Genomic DNA, 14,381 nt, shown 5'->3' with positions numbered 1-14,381 from the left:
ATACCGAGGCGATCGGGCGAACTGTGGTTAAGGAACTCGGCAAATTGCCCCCGTAACTTAGGGAGAAGGGGGGCCGGAGACGTGAAGCCCCGCGCGGGTGGAGCGTTGTATGGCCGCAGAGAGCAGGGGGAAGCGACTGTTTACTAAAAACACAGGTCCATGCGAAGAAGTAATTCGATGTATATGGACTGACGCCTGCCCGGTGCTGGAACGTTAAGGGGACCTGTTAGCTCTTCGGGGCGAAGCGGAGAACTTAAGCGCCAGTAAACGGCGGTGGTAACTATAACCATCCTAAGGTAGCGAAATTCCTTGTCGGGTAAGTTCCGACCTGCACGAATGGCGTAACGACTTCCCCACTGTCTCAACCACAGGCCCGGCGAAATTGCATTACGAGTAAAGATGCTCGTTACGCGCGGCAGGACGGAAAGACCCCGGGACCTTTACTATAGCTTGACATTGGTATCTGAATTAGCTTGTGTAGGATAGGTGGGAGCCGGTGAAGTCCATACGCCAGTATGGGTGGAGGCAATCTTGAAATACCACTCTGGTTGATTTGGGTATCTAACTTCGGACCGTTATCCGGTTCAGGGACAGTGTCTGGTGGGTAGTTTAACTGGGGCGGTTGCCTCCTAAAGGGTAACGGAGGCGCCCAAAGGTTCCCTCAGCCTGGTTGGCAATCAGGTGTTGAGTGCAAGTGCACAAGGGAGCTTGACTGTGAGACTGACAGGTCGAGCAGGGACGAAAGTCGGGACTAGTGATCCGGCACTGGCATGTGGAAGCGGTGTCGCTCAACGGATAAAAGGTACCCCGGGGATAACAGGCTGATCTTCCCCAAGAGTCCATATCGACGGGATGGTTTGGCACCTCGATGTCGGCTCGTCGCATCCTGGGGCTGTAGCAGGTCCCAAGGGTTGGGCTGTTCGCCCATTAAAGCGGTACGCGAGCTGGGTTTAGAACGTCGTGAGACAGTTCGGTCCCTATCCGCCGTGCGCGTAGGATACTTGAGAAGGGCTGTCCCTAGTACGAGAGGACCGGGACGGACGAACCTCTGGTGTGCCAGTTGTCCCGCCAGGGGCACGGCTGGTTAGCTACGTTCGGAAGGGATAACCGCTGAAAGCATCTAAGCGGGAAGCTCGCTTCAAGATGAGGTATCCCACCCACTTTGTGGGGTAAGGCCCCCAGCTAGACGACTGGGTTGATAGGCCGGAAATGTAAGCCCGGTAACGGGTTCAGTTGACCGGTACTAATAGGCCGAGGACTTGACTACTAAGCTGCTACGCGTCCACTGTGCAACTCTGAACACACAACAACCCGTGGTTGGTTGTTTGATATGTTCATAGAGTTACGGCGGTCATGGCGGAGGGGAAACGCCCGGTAACATTCCGAACCCGGAAGCTAAGCCCTCCAGCGCCGATGGTACTGCACTCGGGAGGGTGTGGGAGAGTAGGACACCGCCGGACAAACATTCGATTTCAGGGCCACCCCCCACGGGGTGGCCCTGAAACGCATTCCCCCACAGCCGGCCAACCCGCCCGCACCCCAAGGGGTGAACGCCAACCGCCACCACACCAGCCCGGCGGCATTACACCGCACAAGATCAGGCCGCTACCCCGACCTGGCGGGGTGGCGGCGCTGCAGTCCTAGCCACTTCCCCGAAGTGGCAGCTGGACCGTGTCGGCAAACGGCGTCGCCGTCCGCCTCACTGAGGTCGAGACCGGCCCGCCGCTAGGGCGCGGTGGCGAGATCCGGGACACCCTCGGGAACCCGCCACCCGGCCGCCACTTCCCCGAAGTGGCGGCAATGAAGTGCCCCGGATCCAGCCACCTCCCCGAACTGGCGGGCCGGTCGCCAGCTCCCCGAAGTGGCGGGCCGAACTGACGAACCGGGCGGCCACCACTACGGCGAAGTGGCGGCAACGAACTGCGCTGGATCCAGCCACCTCCCCGAACTGGCGAGCTGGTCACCAGTTCCCCGAGGTGGCGGCAACAGACTGCGCCGGATTCAGCCACCTTCCCGAGCTGGTGAACCAGGCAGACACCACTACGGCGATGTGGCGGCAACGGAGTGCCCGGAATGCAGCCACCTCCCCGAGCTGGCGGCCTGGGCCGCCACTACCCGGAAGCGGTCGCACGGGAGAAGGGCAGCGGAACGCGCTGGGGCCGCCACTACGGCGCCCCGGCGGGGACGGGGCAGGGCGGATGCGCTCACCTCGCCGTACTGGCGCGGACGGGCTGAACCGCCAAGGTCCGCGGATCAGCGGGTCTGGACGGACTCGCGGATCTCGCGGAACAGGGCTGCGGCGGCGTCGACCGTCCGGCCCGGGAACATGCCCATCACCACGCTGCCGTGATCGGCCCACCCGCACACCGCGAAGTCACCGCCGTCGCCGCTTGTCGTACCGCACTTCATCACGCCACCCAGGCGGCCGGCGTCCACCTCGCGCAGGCCCGCCACCCGGCCGGTCTCGTCGGCCATCAGGCCGAAAAGGGTGTCGAGGTCGCGTTCGGGCTGCCAGAGCAGCGTGGTGCCGCCGAACAGCAGCACCGAGCGCTTGGCGTCCCCGCGGTCGGAGTAGACGGCGCCGTAGCCGCGGTCCAGCTCGATGTCGGCGGCAAGGCCGTCGCGCAGGTAGTCGGCGGTGCTGCGGGCCCGCTCGCTGTCGTCGCGCACCAGCCCGGCCACCTCGGCGGGCTGGCCGAGAGTGGTGTCCTTCTGCTGGAGTACGCGCCATCCGCCCAGCCCGAGCACACCGGCGCCGGCCAGGCCGGCCACGAGCAGCGCGGCCAGGACGATCTTCCGGCGCCGCGAGACGGTACGGCGTTCGGGCTCCTGCGCGGGGTCGCGGCGGCTCAACTCGATCGGCTCTTCGGTCAGCTCGACCGGATCGGAACCCCCGTCGACCGGGCGCTCGGTCAGATGCGCGTCGGACATGACCGCCACCGTACGCGAATCACAGGTGGCGCACGTCAGGTCCTCGAAAGCGCTCCGTAGACTTTCAGGGTGACCGAGAGACTGGATGCCCGACGCCCCGACGCCCCGACCCTCGCCGGCCAGTACCAGCCCGGCGAGGTAGAGCAGCGACGGTACGAGCAGTGGGTAGCCGGCGGACACTTCCGGGCCTCGGCGGACAGCGAAAAGCCGCCGTTCACCATCGTCATCCCGCCGCCCAACGTGACCGGCTCGCTGCACATGGGGCACGCGTTCGAGCACACTCTCATGGACGCGCTCACCCGGCGCAAGAAGATGCAGGGGTACGAGGCGCTCTGGCTGCCGGGCATGGACCACGCCGGCATCGCCACTCAGAACCTGGTCGAGCGGCAGCTCGCCGGTGAAGGGCTGTCCCGCCACGACCTCGGCCGGGAGAAGTTCGTCGAGCGGGTCTGGCAGTGGAAGGCCGAGTCCGGCGGCGCGATCCTCGGCCAGATGCGCCGGCTGGGCGACGCGGTCGACTGGGACCGCGAGCGTTTCACCATGGACGAGGGCCTGTCCCGGGCCGTGCAGACCATGTTCAAGAAGCTCTTCGACGACGGGCTCATCTACCGGGCCAACCGCATCATCAACTGGTGTCCGCGCTGCCTCACCGCGCTGTCCGACATCGAGGTGGAGCACACCGACGACGAGGGCGAGCTGGTCTCGATCCGCTACGGCGACGAGGTGGTGGTCGCCACCACCCGCGCCGAGACGATGCTCGGTGACACCGCGGTGGCCGTGCACCCGGACGACGAGCGCTACCGGCACCTGATCGGCACCGAGGTGGAGCTGCCGCTCACGGACCGGCGGATCCCGATCGTCGCCGACGAGCACGTCGACCCGAGCTTCGGCACCGGCATGGTCAAGGTGACCCCGGCGCACGATCCGAACGACTTCGAGATCGGCCAGCGGCACGACCTGCCGTCGCTGACGATCATGGACGAGCGCGGGATCATCACCGCGCCCGGTCCGTTCGAGGGCCTGGACCGGTACGAGGCCCGCCCGGCGATCGTCGCGGCGCTGCGCGAGCAGGGCCGGATCGTGGCCGAGAAGCGGCCGTACCTGCACGCGGTGGGGCACTGCTCGCGCTGCAAGACGACAGTCGAGCCGCGGCTCTCGCTGCAGTGGTTCGTCAACACCGGGCCGCTCGCGAAGGCCGCCGGCGACGCGGTGCGCGACGGCCGGGTGACGATCGAGCCGGCCGAGCTGGCCAAGCGCTACTTCGCCTGGGTCGACAACATGCACGACTGGTGCATCTCCCGCCAACTGTGGTGGGGCCACCGCATCCCCGTCTGGTACGGCCCGGACGGCGAGATCGTCTGCGTCGGCCCGGACGAGGAGCCGCCGTCCGGCGAGGGCTGGCGGCAGGACGAGGACGTGCTGGACACCTGGTTCTCCAGCGGCCTGTGGCCGTTCTCCACGCTCGGCTGGCCGGAGCACACTCCGGACCTGGCGAAGTTCTACCCGACGAGCGTGCTGGTCACCGGCTACGACATCCTGTTCTTCTGGGTCGCCCGGATGATGATGTTCGGCCTGTACGCGATGGACGGCGTGCAGCCGTTCGACGTGGTGGCGCTGCACGGCATGGTCCGCGACGAGCACGGCAAGAAGATGTCGAAGTCGTTCGGCAACGTGGTGGACCCGCTGGACTGGATCGACCGCTTCGGCGCCGACGCCACCCGGTTCACGCTGGCCCGGGGCGCAAACCCCGGCCAGGACGTGCCGGTCAGCGAGGAGTGGTGCCAGGGCTCCCGCAACTTCTGCAACAAGCTCTGGAACGCCACCCGGTTCGCCCTGCTCAACGGCGCGCACACCAGCGGCCCGCTGCCGGACGCCGCCGACCTCTCCACCGTCGACAGGTGGATCCTGTCCCGGCTGGCGCACGTCACCGCCGAGGTGGACGAGCAGTTCGAGGCGTACGAGTTCGCCAAGGTCTGTGACCTGCTCTACCACTTCGCCTGGGACGACGTCTGCGACTGGTACGTGGAGCTGAGCAAGCCGGTGCTCGCCGAGGGCGGGCCGGCTGCCGACGCCACCCGCCGGGTGATCGGTCACGTGCTGGACCAGCTCCTGCGGCTGCTGCACCCGGTCATCCCGTTCGTCACCGACGAGCTGTGGTCCGCGCTCAGCGGCGGCGAGACCGTGCTGACGGCGTCCTGGCCGGTCGCCGACCGTACCCTGATCGACGACGCCGCGGAGGGCGAGGTCGCCACCCTCCAGCGGGTGGTGACCGAGGTCCGGCGGTTCCGCTCGGACCAGGGGCTGCGGCCGACCCAGCGGGTCGCCGCCCGGCTCGACGGCCTGGCCGGCGCGGGCATCGCGGCGCACGAGCCGCTGGTCCGCTCGCTGGCCCGGCTCGACGCACCCGGCGACGACTTCCAGGCCAGCGCCACGCTGGCCATGCCCGGCGCGGTGAGCGTCGCGCTGGACACCCGTGGCTCGATCGACGTGGCCGCCGAGCGTGCCCGGCTCACCAAGGACCGGGCGGCGGCCGAGAAGGAGGCCACCCAGGCGCGGGCGAAGCTGGACAATCCGGCGTTCGTCGGCAAGGCGCCCGAGCCGGTGGTGGCGAAGATCCGCGAACGGCTGGCGGTGGCCGAGGCGGACCTGGTCCGGATCGACGCCGCCCTGGAGGCGCTGCCCTCGTGAGCGCGAGGAGTGAGCCGGGCTTGCGAGCCCCGCAGTCGCGAACGAAAGATGGCTCCGCATGAGCGAACGCACTGACCGCACCGACCGTACCGCGTTCGCCGAGGTGGAAGCCGCGCTCAACGCGCGCGGCTTCACCCGGATGCGCTTCGAGCTGGAGAAGATCGAGACGCTGCTCGACCTGCTCGGCAGCCCGCAGCGGGCGTACCCGTCGATCCACCTGACCGGCACCAACGGCAAGACCTCGACGGCCCGGATGATCGACTCGCTGCTGCGGGCGTTCGGGCTGCACACCGGGCGCTACACCAGCCCGCACCTGGAGACCGTGCGGGAGCGGATCAGCCTGGACGGCGATGCGGTGAGCGAGGAGCGGTTCGTGGCCACGTACCGCGAGATCGCGCCGCTGGCCGAGCTGGTCGACCAGCGGTTCGCCGAGCCGCTGACGTACTTCGACATGACCACGGCGCTGGCGTTCGCCACGTTCGCCGACGCTCCTGTCGACGTCGCAGTGGTGGAGGTCGGGCTCGGCGGCGCGGAGGACGCGACGAACGTGATCCAGGCCGGCGTCGCCGTGATCACCCCGATCGGGCTGGACCACACCGAGTGGCTCGGCGACACGATCGAGGACATCGCGCTGCACAAGGCGGGCATCATCCACCCCGGCGCCACGGTGATCGCGGCGGCGCAGGAGGAAGAGGCGGCCCGCCCGATCCTGGAACGCTGCGCCGAGGTCAACGCCACAGTCGCGCGCGAGGGCGCCGAGTTCGGCGTGCTGCGCCGCGCGGTCGCCGTCGGCGGCCAGGTGCTGACCATCCAGGGCCTGGGCGGGGTGTACGAGGAGATCTTCATCCCGCTGCACGGCGCGCACCAGGCGCAGAACGCCGCGGTGGCGCTGGCCGCGGTGGAGGCGTTCCTCGGCGCCGGGGCCCGGCGGCAGCTCGACATCGAGGCGGTCCGCGAGGGCTTCGCCGCGACGAGTTCGCCGGGCCGGCTGGAGCGGGTGCGTACCGCGCCGACGGTGCTGCTCGACGGCGCGCACAACCCGCACGGCATGGCCGCCACGGTCGCCGCGGTGCAGGAGGAGTTCGCGTTCAGCAAGCTCGTCGGCGTGCTGGCGGTGCTCGGCGACAAGGACGCGGCGAGCCTGCTCGAACTGCTCGAACCGGTGCTCGACTCGATCGTGGTGGCGGAGAACAGCTCGCCCCGGGCGATGCCCGTGGACGAGCTGGCCGAGCTGGCGCGGGAGATCTTCGGGCCGGAGCGGGTGCAGGCGACCCGGGAGATGCCCGACGCCATCGAGGCGGCGGTGGCGGAGGCCGAGTCGGACGTGCCGGGCGAGCTGTCCGGGGTGGGCGTGCTGGTCACCGGATCGGTGGTGACAGTGGCCGACGCCCGCCGGCTGCTCAAGCGATGACCGGCCCGCAGCAGGGTACGGGCGCCGAGCCGCAGCCGACTGGCGCTGAGCGGACCGTCGGCGAGACCGGCGCTGAGCGATCCGTCGGCGCCGAGCAGGCCGGTCCCGAGCGGGCGGTCGGCGACACGTCGGAGGGTCAGGCGCCGGGCGGCGAGCGCCGGTCCGGCCTGCGGAACCCGGACAAGGCCGTACGCGGGCTGGGCGCCGGCACGATGGCGCTGGAGGCGCTGGTGCTGCTGCTGGCGATCCAGCCGATCCGGGTGGTCGGCGGTGACCTGAGCGGCGCGGCGGTCGGCGCGATCGTGGCGCTGGCGGTCGCCTGCGTGGTGCTGGCCGGCATGATGCGCCGCCCGTGGGCGTGGCACGCCGGCACCGTACTCCAGGGTTTGCTGCTGCTCTCCGGGCTGCTGCACTGGTCGCTGTTCGCGCTCGGGGTGATGTTCGCGCTGGTGTGGGCGTACGCGCTGCACGTGCGGCGGGTCATCCTCGGCTGAGCGCCGCGGCGCGGCGCGGTTCCGCGTGTTAAGAAGGGCCCCTTCCTCTACCTGAGGCGTTAAGAAGGGGCCCTTCCTTACACCCTCAGGCGTCGGCGAGTGAGCGCCACTGGGTGAGGGCTACGCCGTGGCCGTCGGGGTCGCGGAAGGCCGCCGCCCACACCTCCAGCTTGGTGCCCCGGTTCACCACGCGCGGCGCGTACGTGAACCGGACGCCTGATTCGCGCAGCCGCTCGTACGCGCCCTGGATGTCGTCCACCTCCAGGTTGACGTGCACCAGGCGGCGGCTGATCGGGGCGGCTCCGGTGACCCGGCGCAGCACCAGCCGGGTCGGCCCGGAGGAGAGCACGGCGTTGCCCTCGCCGCGGTCCAGTTCGTCGAAGCCGAGTTCGCGGTAGAAGTCGAGGGACCGGTCCAGGTCGGTGACGAGCAGGGTGATGCCGACGCCGCTGATGGGGCTGCCCAGCTCGTCCGGCTCGGCCGCGCCGGACGGGCCGAAGATGGCCTCGTCCAGTTCCTCGGCGGTGGGCGGCGTGTCGGAGCGCCGGGGCGCGTCCGAGGGGTCGTCCAGCGGTACGTCGATCGGGTCGGGCACGGTCTCGACGGGCACGGTGTCGGCCGCCGCGGCGCCGGCGCGCGTGCTGTCGGGTTCCGGGGCGCCGATCGGTTCCTCGGCGGGGGCACGGGGCGCCGGGGCGCGGCGGGGGAGCGGACCGGCGGCGGCCGGCTCGACAAGCTGCCCCTCCAGCACCATCCGGCCGCTGGGGCTCTGGTGCAGCACCACCGGCTCGCGCTCGTCGGCCCGCGGCGGGACGTCGTCCAGGTACGGGTCCGGCGCGGGCGGGTAGTCGTCGCGGAAGTCGTCCTCGGGCGCGCGCCCGGCCCACGGCGGCGCCTCCTGCGCGATCAACGGCTCGTCCAGCGGGTCCGGGGCGTCGTACTCGGGAGGCAGGTCGGCCACCGCGGCGGCGGTCTCCGCGTGGGTGGGCACCTCGTCCCAGAGGACGCGTACGTGCCGCTGGTCGTCCAGCGCCACCCGGACCGGCAGCGCCTGGCCCAGCGAGGGCCACTTGGCGACCGGCACCCGCGGCTCGATGATCTTCTTGGAGCGGGGCGGCAGTCCGGGCGCGTCGATCACCAGTTGCAGCTCGCAGCGGCCGAACGCGTACTGGGTGGGTGGTTCGGAGGCGCTGTGCACGTGGCCCAGCCCGATCACCCAGGTGCGGCCGCCGCCGCGTACCGTGGCCAGCGCGATCGCCAGCACCAGCAGCGCGACGCCGAGCGCGACGATGGCCCAGCTGGTCATGCCCAGCCCGAACACCGTCACGAAGGTGGCGACGGTGCCCAGCACCGTGCCGATCAGTTTGCGTACCGGCGCGATAGTGCGGTTCCCGCCATTCGCCACAGTGGACCTCCCAGGGGTTCCAGGGCCAGGCTAGGCCGCCACGGCGGGCCAGGGAAGACGCAGCCGCCGCGCCGGCGCCGGGACCGGGTCGCTACGCTGACCGTACCCAGCCGACCCCGTTTGAGTGCGCAGGAGGAAACCAGCGTGTCCAGCAGCAGCCCGGACGAGCGGACGCTCGTACTGATCAAGCCCGACGCGGTGCGCCGCGGTCTGGTGGGCGAGATCCTGTCCCGTTTCGAGCGCAAGGGCCTGCGGATCGACGCGATGGTGAGCCGGAGCATGGACGGCGACTTCGCCGACCAGCACTACGCCGAGCACGTGGACAAGCCGTTCTACCCGCCGCTGAAGACGTTCATGACCAGCGGTCCGCTGGTGGCGCTGGTGCTCTCCGGCGATCAGGTGATCGAGGTGGTGCGCGCGATGATCGGCAGCACCGACGGCCGCAAGGCCGCCGCCGGCACGATCCGGGGCGACCTGTCGCTGTCGAACCGGGAGAACCTGGTGCACGCCTCCGACTCGGCGGACAGCGCCAAGCGCGAGATCGCGCTCTGGTTCCCCGAGCTGGCCTGACCGACGCGCCGACGGCCCCGGCCCGCTCCTGGCGGGACCGGGGCCTTCGTGTGTCGGCGATCAGACCTGCGCCGGCGGCTGCGTCCGGCAGGTCACCGCGACCCGGTTCCACACGTTGATGGTGGCGATCGCCACCACCAGGTCGGCCAGTTCCTTCTCCGACCACACCTTCGCCGCGGCGTCCCAGACGTCGTCCGGCACGCCGTGCTCGCCGAGCCGGGTCACCGCGTCGGTGAGGGCCAGCGCGGCCCGCTCCCGCTCGTCGAAGAACGGCGCCTCGCGCCACGCCGAGACCGCGAACAGCCGGCGGCTGTCCTCCCCGGCCCCCAGCGCCTCCCGGCTGTGCATGTCCACGCAGAACGCGCAGCCGTTGAGCATCGACGCCCGCAGCTTCACCAGTTCCAGCACGGTGTGGTCCACGTTCGTCCGGACGTACTTCTCCAGGCCCAGCACGGCCTGGTACGCCTCGGGCGCCACCGCCGCCATGTCCATCCGGCTCATCGCCGCCTCCTTGTTTTGTGGGGGTACGCGCACAGGACGGGGCACGGTGGGCGCGGTGTGACGCGTCGGCGGTGTGACGGGGGTCATGATCGCCGGGTGAGACGGGGAGGGGAGATAGTCGGAGGCGGGAGGGGCGGGGGGTCGAGTACGCTTGGGCGTACAGGCGACGACCCGGCCATCACCGGTGAGCCTCCGGAAGAACAGCCGGGTGACCGGCCCAGTAGAACCGGACGGGACGGCCCGTCACAGCCGGCCAACGAGCGGGCGGTCGCACCTCGGCCGCCAAGCGGGGTGGTACCGCGGGCCACGCCCGGGACGCCGGTCACGGCGTACCGGCTTCGGCTCGTCCTCGCAGACCACTGACGAGTGAGCTGCTGAGGGAGAGCGACAGGCGATGGCCTATCCGTTGCACGACCCGACCGGCGCCGGTGTCCCGGCGAGCCCGGACCTGCCCGCGGTCGAGCGCCGGGTGCTGGAGCACTGGACGGCCGACAAGACCTTCGAGGCGTCGGTCGAGGCCCGCGACGCCGGCCGCGACGGCGAGAACGAGTACGTCTTCTACGACGGCCCGCCGTTCGCCAACGGCCTGCCGCACTACGGTCACCTGTTCACCGGCTACGTCAAGGACGTGGTGCCGCGCTACCAGACCATGCGCGGGCGGCGCGTCGAGCGCCGGTTCGGCTGGGACTGCCACGGCCTGCCCGCCGAGGTGGTGGCCGAGAAGCAGCTCGGCATCACCACCAAGGCGGAGATCCTCGACCTCGGCGTGGCCCGGTTCAACGAGGCCTGCCGCGCGTCGGTGCTGGAGTTCACCCACGACTGGGAGCGGTACGTCACCCGGCAGGCCCGCTGGGTCGACTTCGCCAACGACTACAAGACGCTCGACCTGGACTACATGGAAAGCGTCATGTGGGCCTTCAAGACCCTGCACGACAAGGGCCTGGTCTACGAGGGCTTCCGCGTGCTGGCGTACTGCTGGCGGTGCGAGACCCCGCTGTCGAACACCGAGACCCGGATGGACGACGTCTACCGGGACCGGCACGACCCGACGCTCACCGTCTGGTTCGGGCTGACCGCCGACGAGAATGCGCCGGAGCTGCTGCGCGGTCCCGTCAAGCTGGGCGTCTGGACCACCACGCCGTGGACGCTGCCGTCCAACCTGGCGCTCGCCGTCGGCCCCGACATCGAGTACGCCGTGCTGGAACGCGACGGCGAGCGCCACGTCGTCGGCGCGGCGCGCCTCGGCGCGTACGCCAAGGAGCTGGAGGGGTACGAGCAGGTCGGCACCGTGTACGGCCGCGACCTGGCCGGACGCCGCTACACGCCGCTGTTCGACTTCCTGGTCGAGCCGGCCGGGGAGAACGCGTACCAGGTGCTCGGCGCGGACTTCGTCACCACCGAGGACGGCACCGGGATCGTCCACCTGGCCCCGGCGTTCGGTGAGGACGACCAGAACGTCTGCAACGCCGCCGGCATCCCGACCATCGTGACGGTGGACGACCACACCCGGTTCACCGCGCTGGTGCCGCCGTACCAGGGCGAGCAGGTCTTCGACGTGAACAAGCCGGTGATCCGGGAACTGAAGGAGCGGGGGGTGGTGCTGCGGCAGGACACGTACACCCACTCGTACCCGCACTGCTGGCGCTGCGACACCCCGCTGGTCTACAAGGCGGTGTCGTCGTGGTTCGTCGCGGTGACGAAGTTCAAGGACCGGATGGTCGAGCTGAACCAGCAGATCAACTGGACGCCCGGCCACATCAAGGACGGCTCGTTCGGCAAGTGGCTGGCGAACGCCCGCGACTGGTCGATCAGCCGGAACCGGTTCTGGGGCTCGCCGATCCCGGTGTGGCGCTCCGACGACCCGAACTACCCGCGGGTCGACGTGTACGGCTCGCTGGCCGACATCGAGCGGGACTTCGGCGTACGCCTGACCGACCTGCACCGGCCGGCGGTGGACGACCTGGTCCGCCCCAACCCGGACGACCCGACGGGCAAGTCGATGATGCGCCGGGTGCCGGAGGTGCTGGACTGCTGGTTCGAGTCCGGCTCGATGCCGTTCGCCCAGGTGCACTACCCGTTCGAGAACCGCGAGTGGTTCGAGCACCACTACCCGGGCGACTTCATCGTCGAGTACATCGGGCAGACCCGCGGCTGGTTCTACACCATGCACGTGCTGGCCACCGCGCTGTTCGACAGGCCGGCGTTCCGCAACTGCCTCAGCCACGGCATCCTGCTCGGCTCGGACGGACGCAAGATGTCCAAGAGCCTGCGCAACTACCCGGACGTCTACCACGTGTTCGACTCCTACGGGTCGGACGCGATGCGGTGGATGCTGATGTCCTCGCCGGTGCTGCGCGGCGGTGACATGGCGGTCACCGAGTCGGGCATCCGGGACGCGGTTCGCCAGGTGCTGCTGCCGCTGTGGAACGTCTGGTACTTCTTCTCGCTCTACGCCAACGCCGACGGCTACACCGCGCGTCGCCGCACCGACTCCACGCACGTGCTCGACCGGTACGTGCTGGCGAAGACGAACGAGCTGGTGGCGACCGTCGGCGCGCAGATGGACGCGTACGACATCTCCGGCGCGTGCGCCACCGTGCGGTCCTACCTGGACGCGCTCACCAACTGGTACGTGCGCCGGTCCCGGGACCGGTTCTGGGCCGGCGACGCGGACGCGTTCGACACGCTCTCGACAGTGCTGGAGACGCTGTGCCGGGTGGTGGCGCCGCTGGTGCCGCTGACCGCCGAGGAGATCTGGCGCGGGCTGACCGGCGAGCGTTCGGTGCATCTGACCGACTGGCCGCAGGCGGACGAGTTCCCGGCCGACCACGAGCTGGTCTCCGCGATGGACAACGTCCGGGCGGTCGCCTCGGCGGCGCTGTCCCTGCGCAAGGCCAAGGGCCTGCGGGTACGGCTGCCGCTGGCGAAGCTGACAGTGGCCTCGCCCGTCGCGGCCCAGCTGCGGCCCTTCGCCGACCTGGTGGCCGACGAGGTCAACGTGAAGGAGGTAGTGCTCAGCGACGAGGTGTCCGCGTACTGCCAGCAGGTCCTCACGGTGGTGCCGCGGGCGCTCGGCCCGCGCGTCGGCAAGGCCGTCCAGCAGGTGATCAAGGCGGTCAAGGCGGGGGAGTGGGAGCTGCGCGACGGCGCCCCGGTCGCCGCCGGGGTCACCCTCGCCGAGGGCGAGTACGAGCTGCGCCTGGTCGCCGCCGACGCGGAGCACTCCGCGCCGCTGCCCGGCGGTGAGGGCGTGGTCGTGCTGGACACCGAGGTCACGCCGGAGCTGGCCGCCGAAGGGCTGGCAAGGGACGTGGTCCGGGTCGTGCAGCAGGCCCGCCGCGACGCCGACCTGGACGTCTCGGACCGGATCACGGTGGCCGTCTCCGCCTCCGAGGAGGTACGCGCGGCGGTCGCCGCGTACACCGGTTTCGTGGCCCGGGAGGTGCTGGCCGACAGCATCGACTTCGCCGAGGGCCTCGACGGCTTCGCCGGCGAGGCCGGCGACGGCGAGCGGGTCACAGTGACGGTCCGGAAGGTCTGAGCCGGACCGGGCGCCCTCCCCCACCCCTGCGGGTGGGGGAGGGCCCAGCCCCAGCGAGTGGACTGCGGGCCACCCGCTCGGTGGCGGACGGCCGCGTCGGCTACCGTGACAGCGCCTGTTTCACGTACGACCGCCGGAGGACCCGTGCCCCTGCTCTACACCATCGGCAAGCTCACCGTGGCGCCCGCGCTCCGGTTGGCCTTCCGTCCGCACGTGGAGGGGTTGGAGCACATCCCGGCGACCGGCGGCGCGATCTTCGCCAGCAACCACCTCTCCGTCGCCGACGAGCTGCTCCTCGGCACCGTGGTGCCCCGCCACCTGGCGTTCTGGGCCAAGTCGGAGTACTTCAACGGCACCGGGCTCAAGGGCGGCTTCTCCAAGTTCGTGCTCACCGGGCTGGGCGCGATCCCGGTCGAGCGGGCCGGCGGCCGGGCCGCGCTCACCGCGTTCGACGCGGCGATCCCGGTGCTCAAGGCCGGTGACCTGGTGGCCGTCTACCCGGAGGGCACCCGCTCGCCGGACGGGCGGCTCTACCGCGGGCGTACCGGCACCGTCCGGCTCGCGATCGCCGCCGGTGTGCCGGTCATCCCGGTCGGCGTGACCGGCACCGACAAGGCCCAGCCGATCGGTACGCGGGTGCCGCGACCCGGGCGCGCCAAGATCAGGATGAAGTTCGGCAAGCCGCTGGACTTCACCGGGCGTCCCGACGACCGCACGTCGCTGCGCGCGATGACCGACGAGATGATGGCCGAGATCCAGAAGCTCAGCGGCCAGGAGTACGTCCCGCGCTACGCGCCGAAGCGCGCCGACCAGGCCGCCGGTGAGCAGACCGCCTGAGCG

The 14,381-nt window shown here is 70.3% G+C and carries 9 protein-coding genes and 2 rRNA genes (1 of these 11 only partly in view); 8 read left to right on the top strand and 3 right to left on the bottom strand.

Features of this window, described 5'->3' with window-relative positions:
- A 23S ribosomal RNA gene (locus MicB006_RS19515) occupies positions 1 to 1,267 on the top strand (it extends 1,842 nt beyond the left edge of the window).
- A gap of 76 nt (positions 1,268 to 1,343) precedes the next feature.
- Positions 1,344 to 1,460, top strand: a 5S ribosomal RNA gene (gene rrf, locus MicB006_RS19510).
- Between the two features lie 793 nt (positions 1,461 to 2,253).
- Here rrf and MicB006_RS19505 read toward each other — a convergent pair.
- Positions 2,254 to 2,931: a hypothetical protein gene (locus tag MicB006_RS19505; RefSeq protein ID WP_116511623.1), complete on the bottom strand. Its 678-nt coding sequence runs from the start codon at positions 2,929 to 2,931 to the stop codon at positions 2,254 to 2,256.
- Positions 2,932 to 3,000: 69 nt separating this feature from the next.
- On the opposite strand from MicB006_RS19505, the gene MicB006_RS19500 reads away from it, so the two are divergent.
- The 3 genes from MicB006_RS19500 to MicB006_RS19490 are packed head-to-tail and all read left to right on the top strand — an operon-like array spanning position 3,001 to position 7,524.
- Positions 3,001 to 5,619 carry a valine--tRNA ligase gene (locus tag MicB006_RS19500; protein ID WP_116508023.1) on the top strand — a complete coding sequence of 873 codons (2,619 nt, stop codon included), beginning with the start codon at positions 3,001 to 3,003 and terminating at the stop codon, positions 5,617 to 5,619.
- A 58-nt stretch (positions 5,620 to 5,677) separates the two neighbouring features.
- Positions 5,678 to 7,030 (top strand): folylpolyglutamate synthase/dihydrofolate synthase family protein, encoded by a 1,353-nt coding sequence (locus MicB006_RS19495; RefSeq protein ID WP_116508021.1) that lies wholly within the window; start codon positions 5,678 to 5,680, stop codon positions 7,028 to 7,030.
- Positions 7,027 to 7,524, top strand: a complete 498-nt coding sequence (locus MicB006_RS19490) for a DUF4233 domain-containing protein (RefSeq protein ID WP_225980421.1) — start codon at positions 7,027 to 7,029, stop codon at positions 7,522 to 7,524. The genes MicB006_RS19495 and MicB006_RS19490 overlap by 4 nt, the downstream gene beginning before the upstream one ends.
- 85 nt (positions 7,525 to 7,609) lie before the next feature.
- On the opposite strand, the gene MicB006_RS19485 is transcribed toward MicB006_RS19490, so the two are convergent.
- Entirely contained in the window at positions 7,610 to 8,929 is a 1,320-nt protein-coding gene (locus MicB006_RS19485) for a VOC family protein (protein ID WP_116508019.1), read from the bottom strand.
- 144 nt (positions 8,930 to 9,073) lie between these two features.
- Between MicB006_RS19485 and ndk the strand changes: the two genes are divergently transcribed.
- Complete coding sequence (gene ndk / locus MicB006_RS19480; RefSeq protein WP_073831941.1) at positions 9,074 to 9,499, top strand: nucleoside-diphosphate kinase; 426 nt, start codon at positions 9,074 to 9,076, stop codon at positions 9,497 to 9,499.
- Positions 9,500 to 9,559: 60 nt separating this feature from the next.
- Here ndk and MicB006_RS19475 read toward each other — a convergent pair whose 3' ends face one another.
- On the bottom strand, positions 9,560 to 10,000 hold the full coding sequence (locus MicB006_RS19475; RefSeq protein ID WP_116508017.1) for a carboxymuconolactone decarboxylase family protein: 441 nt from the start codon (positions 9,998 to 10,000) through the stop codon (positions 9,560 to 9,562).
- Between the two features lie 394 nt (positions 10,001 to 10,394).
- On the opposite strand from MicB006_RS19475, the gene ileS reads away from it, so the two are divergent.
- Positions 10,395 to 13,541 (top strand): isoleucine--tRNA ligase, encoded by a 3,147-nt coding sequence (gene ileS / locus MicB006_RS19470; RefSeq protein WP_116508015.1) that lies wholly within the window; start codon positions 10,395 to 10,397, stop codon positions 13,539 to 13,541.
- Between the two features lie 144 nt (positions 13,542 to 13,685).
- Complete coding sequence (locus tag MicB006_RS19465; protein WP_116508013.1) at positions 13,686 to 14,378, top strand: 1-acyl-sn-glycerol-3-phosphate acyltransferase; 693 nt, start codon at positions 13,686 to 13,688, stop codon at positions 14,376 to 14,378.
- Positions 14,379 to 14,381 lie beyond the last annotated feature (3 nt).

It is taken from the genome of Micromonospora sp. B006, from assembly GCF_003408515.1.
Lineage (GTDB): Bacteria > Actinomycetota > Actinomycetes > Mycobacteriales > Micromonosporaceae > Micromonospora > Micromonospora echinospora_A.
The sequence above is the reverse complement of the archived record's forward strand: the minus strand, read 5'-3'. Positions and strand labels throughout refer to the sequence as shown.